Annotated in this window: 11 protein-coding genes; 6 read left to right on the plus strand and 5 right to left on the minus strand. The window is 72.7% G+C overall.

Annotated features, from left to right (window positions below):
* Position 1 precedes the first annotated feature (1 nt).
* Positions 2-1,642, minus strand: a complete 1,641-nt coding sequence (gene pgm / locus FDA94_RS36615; protein WP_137251620.1) for a phosphoglucomutase (alpha-D-glucose-1,6-bisphosphate-dependent) — start codon at positions 1,640-1,642, stop codon at positions 2-4.
* Between the two features lie 46 nt (positions 1,643-1,688).
* Positions 1,689-2,381 carry an HAD family hydrolase gene (locus FDA94_RS36620; protein WP_137251621.1) on the minus strand — a complete coding sequence of 231 codons (693 nt, stop codon included), beginning with the start codon at positions 2,379-2,381 and terminating at the stop codon, positions 1,689-1,691.
* A gap of 101 nt (positions 2,382-2,482) precedes the next feature.
* Here FDA94_RS36620 and FDA94_RS36625 point away from each other — a divergent pair, with 101 nt between their 5' ends.
* Positions 2,483-3,574, plus strand: a complete 1,092-nt coding sequence (locus FDA94_RS36625; protein ID WP_137251622.1) for an LLM class flavin-dependent oxidoreductase — start codon at positions 2,483-2,485, stop codon at positions 3,572-3,574.
* A gap of 19 nt (positions 3,575-3,593) precedes the next feature.
* Complete coding sequence (locus FDA94_RS36630; protein WP_137251623.1) at positions 3,594-4,211, plus strand: FMN reductase; 618 nt, start codon at positions 3,594-3,596, stop codon at positions 4,209-4,211.
* Here the strand turns inward: FDA94_RS36630 and FDA94_RS36635 are convergent.
* Positions 4,198-4,707, minus strand: a complete 510-nt coding sequence (locus FDA94_RS36635) for a GNAT family N-acetyltransferase (protein ID WP_137251624.1) — start codon at positions 4,705-4,707, stop codon at positions 4,198-4,200. The two genes, FDA94_RS36630 and FDA94_RS36635, sit on opposite strands and share 14 nt — an antisense overlap.
* A gap of 64 nt (positions 4,708-4,771) precedes the next feature.
* On the opposite strand from FDA94_RS36635, the gene FDA94_RS36640 reads away from it, so the two are divergent.
* Together FDA94_RS36640 and FDA94_RS36645 are read left to right on the plus strand one after the other, a co-directional pair.
* On the plus strand, positions 4,772-5,392 hold the full coding sequence (locus FDA94_RS36640) for a RibD family protein (protein ID WP_137251625.1): 621 nt from the start codon (positions 4,772-4,774) through the stop codon (positions 5,390-5,392).
* The gene (locus tag FDA94_RS36645) at positions 5,389-5,952 is read left to right on the plus strand and encodes a DUF421 domain-containing protein (protein WP_137251626.1); all 564 of its coding nucleotides are present in this window, start codon (positions 5,389-5,391) and stop codon (positions 5,950-5,952) included. The genes FDA94_RS36640 and FDA94_RS36645 overlap by 4 nt, the downstream gene beginning before the upstream one ends.
* Before the next feature lie 4 nt (positions 5,953-5,956).
* On the opposite strand, the gene FDA94_RS36650 is transcribed toward FDA94_RS36645, so the two are convergent.
* Positions 5,957-6,892, minus strand: coding sequence for a DUF2332 domain-containing protein (locus tag FDA94_RS36650; protein WP_137251627.1), 936 nt, complete (start codon positions 6,890-6,892; stop codon positions 5,957-5,959).
* Between the two features lie 44 nt (positions 6,893-6,936).
* Between FDA94_RS36650 and FDA94_RS36655 the strand changes: the two genes are divergently transcribed.
* Together FDA94_RS36655 and FDA94_RS36660 are read left to right on the plus strand one after the other, a co-directional pair.
* Positions 6,937-7,647: a hypothetical protein gene (locus FDA94_RS36655; RefSeq protein WP_246060353.1), complete on the plus strand. Its 711-nt coding sequence runs from the start codon at positions 6,937-6,939 to the stop codon at positions 7,645-7,647.
* Positions 7,648-7,657: 10 nt separating this feature from the next.
* On the plus strand, positions 7,658-8,317 hold the full coding sequence (locus FDA94_RS36660) for an alpha/beta fold hydrolase (protein WP_137251629.1): 660 nt from the start codon (positions 7,658-7,660) through the stop codon (positions 8,315-8,317).
* Here FDA94_RS36660 and FDA94_RS36665 read toward each other — a convergent pair.
* Positions 8,307-8,557, minus strand: a 251-nt coding sequence (locus FDA94_RS36665; RefSeq protein ID WP_170991282.1) for a CGNR zinc finger domain-containing protein, incomplete at its 5' end; no start/stop codon positions are given. The two genes, FDA94_RS36660 and FDA94_RS36665, sit on opposite strands and share 11 nt — an antisense overlap.

The following is an 8,557-nucleotide window of genomic DNA, read 5'->3' on the forward strand; positions in this document are numbered from 1 at the left end:
TTCAGGCGGTGAGTGCGGCCGAGACCACAGTCTTTGCCTCCTGCTGAACCTTGGCCAGGTGCTCCGGCCCGAGGAACGACTCGGCGTAGATCTTGTAGACGTCCTCGGTCCCCGACGGCCGGGCCGCGAACCACGCGTTGGCCGTCTCGACCTTCAGGCCGCCCAGCGCCGCGCCGTTGCCGGGGGCGTGGGTGAGCACGTTGGTGATCGGCTCGCCCGCCAGGCTGCCGGCCGTCACCTGCCCGGCCGAGAGCCTGGCCAAAACCGCCTTCTCCTCCCGCGAGGCGGGGGCGTCGACCCGGGCGTAGGCGGGGTCGCCGAAGCGGTCGGTCAGGTCGCGGTAGTGGGCGCTGGGCGACTTCCCCGTCACGGCGGTGATCTCCGAGGCGAGCAGCGCCAGGATGATGCCGTCCTTGTCGGTCGTCCACACGTGGCCGTCGCGGCGCAGGAAGGACGCGCCCGCGCTCTCCTCGCCGCCGAAGCCGAGCGAGCCGTCGAGCAGGCCGGGGACGAACCACTTGAAGCCCACCGGGACCTCGACCAGGCGGCGGCCGAGGCCCGCCACCACGCGGTCGATCATGCTGCTGCTGACCAGGGTCTTGCCGACGCCCGCGTCGGCCCGCCAGCCGTCGCGGTGGGCGTACAGGTAGGAGATGGCGACGGCCAGGTAGTGGTTGGGGTTCAGCAGGCCGCCGTCGGGGGTGACGATGCCGTGGCGGTCGCTGTCGGCGTCGTTGCCCGTGGCGATGTCGTAGGAGTCCTTGGACGCGATCAGCGAGGCCATCGCGTACGGCGAGGAGCAGTCCATGCGGATCTTGCCGTCCCAGTCGAGCGTCATGAAGCGCCACGTCGGGTCGGTCAGCGGGTTGACGACCGTCAGGTCGAGGTGGTGGCGGTCGGCGATCTCGCCCCAGTAGGCCACGCTCGCGCCGCCCAGGGGGTCGGCGCCGATCCGTACACCGGAAGCCCGGATCGCGTCGAGGTCGACCACCGAGGGGAGGTCGGCCACGTAGGAGCCGAGGAAGTCGTAGCGCCCGGTGGTCTCGGCCTTCAGGGCGCGCTCGAACGGGATGCGGCGGACCTCTTTGAGCCCGCCGGCGATCAGCTCGTTGGCGCGGTTCTGGATCCAGCCGGTCGCGTCGGTGTCGGCGGGGCCGCCGTTGGGCGGGTTGTACTTGAAGCCGCCGTCCTGCGGGGGGTTGTGCGACGGGGTGACGACGATGCCGTCGGCCAGGCCCGTGTCACGGCCCCGGTTGTAGGTGAGGATGGCGTGCGAGATCGACGGGGTGGGCGTGAAGCCGTCGTGGACGTCGATGAGCACCCGGACCTCGTTGGCCGCCAGCACCTCCAGCGCCGACACCCGCGCGGGCTCCGAGAGCGCGTGGGTGTCGACCCCCAGGAACAGCGGGCCGTCGATCCCCTGCGCGCGGCGGTATTCGCAGATGGCTTGGGTGGTGGCCAGGATGTGGTCTTCGTTGAAGGCCGTGTTCAGCGACGAACCCCGGTGTCCCGAGGTGCCGAAGGCGACCCGCTGGGCGGGCTGCTCCACGTCGGGGCGCAGCGCGTAGTAGCTGGTCAGGAGGCGGGGGACGTCGACCAGGTCGGTCGGCAGGGCGGGCTGCCCGGCACGCTGATGCACCATAGGCCCAAGTTTGCCGCACTATGTCCCGCCAGCGGATCACCGGGGCTCAGAAATGGTCGACGAGTTCGGTGAACCGTCCCAGGGTCAGCACGCCCTCGTCGAGCGGGTCGAGCTCGGCGTGCTCCAGCACCCATGTGTGCTCGTGGGGGATGAAAACGGCGTTCATCCCGGCGGCGCGGGCCGGCGAGATGTCGGACTTGGGGGAGTTCCCGATCATCCACGTGCGGTCGACCGCGAAGCCCGACTCCAGGGCGAGCCGCCGGTAGACCTCGACGTCCTTCTCCCGCACGATGTGGGCCTTGCGGAACCACGTCGACAGCCCCGACGCGTCGATCTTGCGCTGCTGCTCCTCGACGTCGCCCTTGGTCAGCAGGAACAGCTCATGCCGCGAGGAGAGCTCCGCCAGGGTGTCGGCCACGCCGGGGATCAGGTCGACCTCGCCCCTGACCAGGCGGCCGGCGAGATCATCGACAAAGGCCTTCTCGGCGGCGGTCGCGGGCCGCTCCCGGAGCCGCTCGAAGGTCTCGTGCAGGTTCCGCAGGAAGACCCGGCTGCCGTAGCCGTGGGTGACGGCGTTGGCCCGCTCGATGTCGTTGAGGATCCGCCGGATCTGGACCCGGTCGAGCGTCGGATGGGCGGCCCAGTCGAGGAAGTCGTCGATCACCCGCTCGAAGAAGACGTTGTTCTCCCACAGGGTGTCATCCGCGTCGAAAATCAAGGTCTGTCCGGTACGTCGCATTGGCACAGCCTCCCATGACAGAGATACTTGCGGCGCGGAATAAGTTGGTGCCGGACCACGCTACAGCGGCCACAACACCAGAACGAGGAGGATGAGCAGAGATGCAGTTCGGGATCTTCACCGTCGGTGACGTCACCACGGACCCGACGAACGGCACCACCCCCACCGAGGCCGAGCGGATCAAGGCCATGGTGACGATCGCGCTGAAGGCCGAGGAGGTCGGGCTCGACGTCTTCGCGATGGGGGAGCACCACAACCCGCCGTTCGTGCCCTCGTCGCCGACCACGATGCTCGGGTACATCGCGGCCAAGACCGACAAGCTCATCCTCTCGACGTCCACCACCCTGATCACCACCAACGACCCGGTGAAGATCGCCGAGGACTACGCGATGCTGCAGCACCTGGCCGACGGCCGGGTCGACCTGATGATGGGCCGCGGCAACACCGGCCCGGTCTACCCGTGGTTCGGGCAGGACATCCGCAACGGCATCGCCCTGGCCATCGAGAACTACGCGCTGGTGCACCGCCTGTGGCGCGAGGACGTCGTCGACTGGGAGGGCAACTTCCGCACCCCGCTCCAGGGCTTCACCTCCACGCCCAGGCCGCTCGACGGCGTCCCGCCGTTCGTCTGGCACGGCTCGATCCGCAGTCCCGAGATCGCCGAGCAGGCCGCCTACTACGGCGACGGCTTCTTCGCCAACAACATCTTCTGGCCGAAGGAGCACTTCATGCGGCTGATCAACCTCTACCGGCAGCGCTACGCCCACTACGGGCACGGCACCCCGGAGCAGGCGATCGTCGGCCTCGGCGGCCAGGTGTTCATGCGCAAGAACTCCCAGGACGCGGTCCGCGAGTTCCGCCCCTACTTCGACAAGGCCCCCGTCTACGGCAACGGCCCGTCGCTGGAGGACTTCACCGAGCAGACGCCGCTGACCGTCGGCAGCCCGCAGGAGGTCATCGACCGCACGCTGACCTTCCGCGAGTCCTTCGGCGACTACCAGCGCCAGCTGTTCCTGATGGACCACGCCGGGCTGCCGCTGAAGACCGTGCTGGAGCAGCTCGACCTGCTCGGCGAGGAGGTCGTGCCGGTGCTGCGCAAGGAGTTCGCCGCCCGCCGCGCCGAGGGCGTGGCCGAGGCCCCCACCCACGCGGCGCGCGTCGCCTCCCGCGACGCGGCCCTCGTCGCCGGCTGACCGCCGGTTAGGAGACCCCATGACCGTCATCGCCGTCGTCTCGGCCGGGCTCAGCCAGCCCTCCTCCACGAGGCTGCTGGCCGACCGCCTGGCCGAGGCCGCCGGCCGCCACCTCGCCGGCCCTGCGGAGAACACCGAGATCCGCGTGATCGAGCTGCGCGGCCTGGCCGTGGACATCGCCAACAACCTCGTGACCGGGTTCCCCTCCCCCGCGCTGAAGGAGGCGCTGGAGACGGTCGAGCGGGCCGACGGCCTGATCGCGGTCACGCCGATCTTCACGGCGTCGTACAGCGGGCTGTTCAAGTCGTTCTTCGACGTGCTCGACAACACCGCCCTGCAGGGGACGCCGGTGCTGATCGCCGCGACCGGCGGGACCGCCCGGCACTCGCTGGCGCTGGAGCACGCGCTGCGGCCGATGTTCACCTACCTGCGCGCGGTCGTCGTGCCGACGGCCGTCTACGCCGCCTCGGAGGACTGGGGGGCCACGTCGGGCGACGGGCTCGCCTCCCGGGTCGACCGGGCGGCGGGCGAACTGGCCGCCCTGCTCTCGGGCGCCCCGGCCAAACGGCCTGCCGAGGAGAAACTCATCCCCTTCGAGCAGCAGCTGGCCGCCCTGCGGCCGTTCACAACCGGTTGAACGGCTCGGCGTAGGCGAACACGCCCTTCTCTCCCCTGTACGCCGACAGCGGCCGAGCCTGGAAGTGATGGCCCCACTGCGGGTCGGGAGAGACGATCCCCAGGTCGGAGGCGGGGCGGAAGCCGTACCGCGAGTAGTAGGCGGGGTTGCCCAGCAGGACCACGAGCGGCTCCCCCAGCGCCTCGGCGGCCCCGAGGACCGCGTGCATCAGCGCCAGCCCGACCCCCTGGCGCTGCCGCTCGGGCGCGACCGCGAGCGGGCCGAGGCCGAGCACGGGCGCTCCGCCGAGGTCGGCGCGGGTGCAGACCACGTGACCGGCCACCGCGTTGTCCACCTCGGCGACCATCGACAGGGCCGGGATCCAGCCCGCGTCGGCGCGCAGCTCGTCGACCAGCGGGGACTCGACCGGGTCGGGGGTGTCCGGGCTGGCGAAGGCCCGCCGGACGACCTCGCGGATCGCGGCCGCGTCACCCGGGGCCTCACGTCTGATCAGCATCAGGTCAGTGTGATCACGCGAGCCGACCCGGGCAACCGGTTTACCCTCGACTACGCTCGGTGACATGCCGACCGACACGCCCTATGTGGTCGCCCACCTGGCCGTTTCGCTCGACGGGAAGACCGACGGGTTCCCCCTCGACCGCAGCCGGTTCCACCAGCTCGTCGGCACCACCTGGCACGAGGACGCCACCCTGGCCGGGTCCGACACGGTCCTCTCCCAGGAACCCACCCTGATCCACGGCGCCGGGCCGCGCGACCCGGGCCCGCTGCTCGCCGTGGTCGACGGCCGGGCCCGGGTCACCCGCTGGGAGGAGCTCCGCGCCGCCGGCCACTGGTCGGAGGTGCTCGCCCTGCACTGCCGCGCCACCCCGCCCCGGCCCCCCGGCCGCCACGTCCCCGAACTCGTCGTCGGCGACGACCAGGTCGACCTGGCGGCGGCGCTGCGCGCGATCGGGCGGCGGCCGGGCGTCGCGGTGGTGCGCGTGGTCAGCGGCGGGCGGCTGGTCGGCCGGCTGCTGGCCGGAGGGCTGATCGACGAGGTCAGCCTGCTGGTCCATCCGGTCATGGGCATGGGCGCCCGCACGTGGTGGGGCGAGGCCCCGCCGCCGTCGCGGTCGCTCCAGCTGATCGACAGCGACACCTTCCGCGGAGGCCTGGTCTGGCTGCGTTACCGTGTCGCATGAGCGACATCCTGACCCTCGGGGTGCCGGTCCTGGACAAGGTGGTCCGGACCGTCGCCGTCTACCTCTGCGTGGTGGTCCTGCTCCGGCTGGTCGGGAAGCGGGACATGGCCCAGCTCAACACGTTCGACCTGGTGGTCATGCTGCTGCTGTCGAACGTCGTGCAGAACGCCATCATCGGCCCCGACAACTCGCTGCTCGGCGGGATCATCGGCGCGGTCGTGCTGGTGACCGGGAACTCGCTGCTGACCCGCGCGGCGGCCCAATGGGGCTGGCTGGCCCGGTTGTTCGAGAGCAGGCCGACGGTGCTGGCCCACGACGGCCGCTACGACGACCGCAACCTGAGACGTCTCGGCCTGCGGCACGCCGACCTCGACGTGGCGATCAAGCGGCAGGGCGGCAGCCGGGTCGAGGACGTGGCCGAGGCGACCCTCGAACCGGGCGGGACCGTGGTGGTCCGGCTCCGGCCCGAGGAGGAGAACGCGACCCTGGCCGACATCGCCCGGCTGGAGGAACGCCTGATCCGCATCGAGACCCTGCTCGCCGAAGGCCGCCGGGCCTGACGCCTCAGAGCCACCTCAGCCACGAGCCGTGCGGGTCGGTGACCGCCTTCGGTACGCCGTCGAGAGCGGTCACGAAGGTCAGCCGCCCCTCGGGAACCGCGCCGTCGGGGATCACCAGCCGGGGCAGCCGCATCGTGCCCTCGTTGGAGATCCACCGGACCCCCAGACCGGTGACCAGGTCGACGAAGCGATCCCTGGCCTCGGGCGTCAGGTAGGGCAGCATCGCCGAGTGGTAGACGACCACCGTGCCGTGGTCCCTCGCCTCCTCGACCAGGCCGGGCAGCGCCTCGGCGGCGTCGCCGCGCACCAGGCGGAGCGGACGCTCGGCGGCCAGGGCGAGGGCGGCGCGCAGGCGGTCGCGGCGGGCGTCCTCGCCGGGCCAGACGAGGCATTCGAGCCAGCGGCGCTCCTCGGCGTCGGTGACGTCGATGGGGGCCAGGTCGACGCCGGCCCGCCAGGCGATCTCGGGGACGGCCCCGGGGATGGGCGGGTCGCCCTCGGTCGCGCAGGTCAGGGTCACCGGGCCGGCGCCGACCGGCGGGCGGGCGTCGTAGGCGTACCGGTAGCGGTCGGGCTGCAGGCACAGGCCGGCCGAGGCGCCGACCTCGATGAGGGCCAGCGGGCCGGGGATCTGGGCCAGGACGGGTAAGAGGCTGGCGCAGCGGCCGGCCTCGTTGGTCTGGGTGCGGCGGGCCAGAACGGTCCGCTCGACGCGGGGCCAGTGCTCCCTGGCCCACGCGCGGAAGCCGCCCTCCTCGGTCTCCGGGCCGCCCTCGAACCGGACCGCGGCCAAGACCAGGTTCGGCTGGCGTTTGGGCTGCGGGAGCGCGTCGATGAGGGCGATCAGGGCGGGGTCGGCGGCGATCGCGACGGCGAGCTCCCGGTACGCGCCCCGGGCCTCGCGGATGCCGAAGGTTCGGTAGACGTCGGCGGTGTCCATACCCGGATCCTCTCCCGGCGGCCCCGGTGCGGTTCACTGGGGGCGTGGGAGAGCAGATCGTCATCGGCGCCCGGTTCAACGGGCCGCCCGCCTCGGCCAACGGCGGTTACGCCGCCGGGCTCGCCGCCGCGTTCCTCGCGTCCGGCGCCGGCGGCCCGGCGCGGGTGTCCCTGCGCCTGCCGCCGCCGCTGGAGACCCCGCTCGACGTGGTGCGCGACGGCGGGGCCGTCCGCGTCCTGCGCGACGGCGCGCTGGTGGCCGAGGCCGGGCCCTCGGACGCGGAGTTCCCCGACCCGCCGGTCCGCCCGGACCTCGCGGAGGCGGCGCGGGCCCGCGACCGGCACCCGTGGATCGGCGTCGACAACCTGCTGACCGGCTGCTTCGTCTGCGGGCACGGCCGGGCCGACGGCCTGCGGGTCACCCCCGGGCGGCTCCCCGACGCCGACGTGTGCGCCGCGCCGTTCGAGCCCGACGACACGGTCGCGGAGAACGGGATCGTGCGGCCGGAGATGCTGTGGGCGGCGCTCGACTGCGTGAGCTATCCGCCGTTCGCCCAGGGCACCGACGTCATCGCCCTCCTCGGCACTCTGGAGGCCGAGATCGGCCGCGAGGTCCGGGCCGGGGAGCGCCTGGTCGCCGTGGGGTGGCCGCTGGGGTCGTCCGGGCGCAAGCTGTTCAGCGCCTCGGCTCTGCTGTCGGCGGAAGGGGTCATCGCGCGAGCCCGCGCCACCTGGATCACGGTGCCCGGCCCGTAGGGTGACGCCCATGGATGCCCTACCTCTCGCTTGGAAAGAAGGCGGGCCGCCGGGAGACGTCCCCGTCGTCCTGATCCACGGCCTGACCGCCACCGCCGCCACGTGGGACCCGATCGCTCCCGCCCTCGGGCGGCACTGGATCGCCCCCGAGATGCGCGGCCACGGCGCGAGCCCGCGTCACGCCGACTACACCCTCGACCTGATGGCCGCCGACACCCTGGCGTTCCTCGACGCCCGGGGCCTCACCGAGATCGACCTGGTCGGCCACTCGATGGGCGGCCGGGTCGCCACGCTGGTCGCCCGCGAGCGGCCCGGGCTGGTCCGGCGGCTGGTGCTGGAGGACTCGTTCCCGGCGCCGCATGCGCCCCAGGTGATCGAGCCCTATGTGGTGATGGGCGACGAGGTCGACTTCGACCCCGCGGTGGTCGACCTGATCAGGGCCGGGGTCCGCGCGGTCGATCCCACGTGGTGGGCGCGATTGGGCGAGCTGACCATGCCGGTGCTGGTCGTCGGGGGCGCGTACAGCGAGCTGGTGCCGCAGGAGGCGCTGGCCGAGTTCACCGCGGCGCTGCCCGACGGGCGGCGGGTGGTGCTCGGCGCCGGGCACAACGTCCACGCCGAGGAGCCCGACACGTTCGTGAAGGAGGTCGCGGCCTTCCTCAGCCGGTGAGGCCCTGCCGGTGGCGGCGGGCCTTCTCGCGGTTGCCGCAGATGCTCATGCTGCACCAGCGGCGGCGGCCGCCCCGCGAGGAGTCGAGGAACAGCCAGCCGCAGCGCCCGCACGCCCTGACCCGGGCGGCCGGGAGGGTGAACACCGCCTCGACCGCCTGGAGCGCGAGCGCGGCGGGGATCGCCCCGGGCGCCGACCAGCCGGCGGCGGCCCGCCCGGCCCGCAGGCCCTTCCCGGCCC

It is taken from the genome of Herbidospora galbida, assembly GCF_005233835.1.
Taxonomy (GTDB): domain Bacteria; phylum Actinomycetota; class Actinomycetes; order Streptosporangiales; family Streptosporangiaceae; genus Herbidospora; species Herbidospora galbida.

What these genes read in the sequence shown, in the direction of transcription:
- pgm (WP_137251620.1), bottom strand. Translation starts at nt 1,642, where the DNA reads ATGGTGCATCAGCGTGCCGGGCAGCCCGCCCTGCCGACCGACCTGGTC.
- FDA94_RS36620 (WP_137251621.1), bottom strand. Translation starts at nt 2,381, where the DNA reads ATGCGACGTACCGGACAGACCTTGATTTTCGACGCGGATGACACCCTG.
- FDA94_RS36625 (WP_137251622.1), top strand. Translation starts at nt 2,483, where the DNA reads ATGCAGTTCGGGATCTTCACCGTCGGTGACGTCACCACGGACCCGACG.
- FDA94_RS36630 (WP_137251623.1), top strand. Translation starts at nt 3,594, where the DNA reads ATGACCGTCATCGCCGTCGTCTCGGCCGGGCTCAGCCAGCCCTCCTCC.
- FDA94_RS36635 (WP_137251624.1), bottom strand. Translation starts at nt 4,707, where the DNA reads ATGCTGATCAGACGTGAGGCCCCGGGTGACGCGGCCGCGATCCGCGAG.
- FDA94_RS36640 (WP_137251625.1), top strand. Translation starts at nt 4,772, where the DNA reads ATGCCGACCGACACGCCCTATGTGGTCGCCCACCTGGCCGTTTCGCTC.
- FDA94_RS36645 (WP_137251626.1), top strand. Translation starts at nt 5,389, where the DNA reads ATGAGCGACATCCTGACCCTCGGGGTGCCGGTCCTGGACAAGGTGGTC.
- FDA94_RS36650 (WP_137251627.1), bottom strand. Translation starts at nt 6,892, where the DNA reads ATGGACACCGCCGACGTCTACCGAACCTTCGGCATCCGCGAGGCCCGG.
- FDA94_RS36660 (WP_137251629.1), top strand. Translation starts at nt 7,658, where the DNA reads ATGGATGCCCTACCTCTCGCTTGGAAAGAAGGCGGGCCGCCGGGAGAC.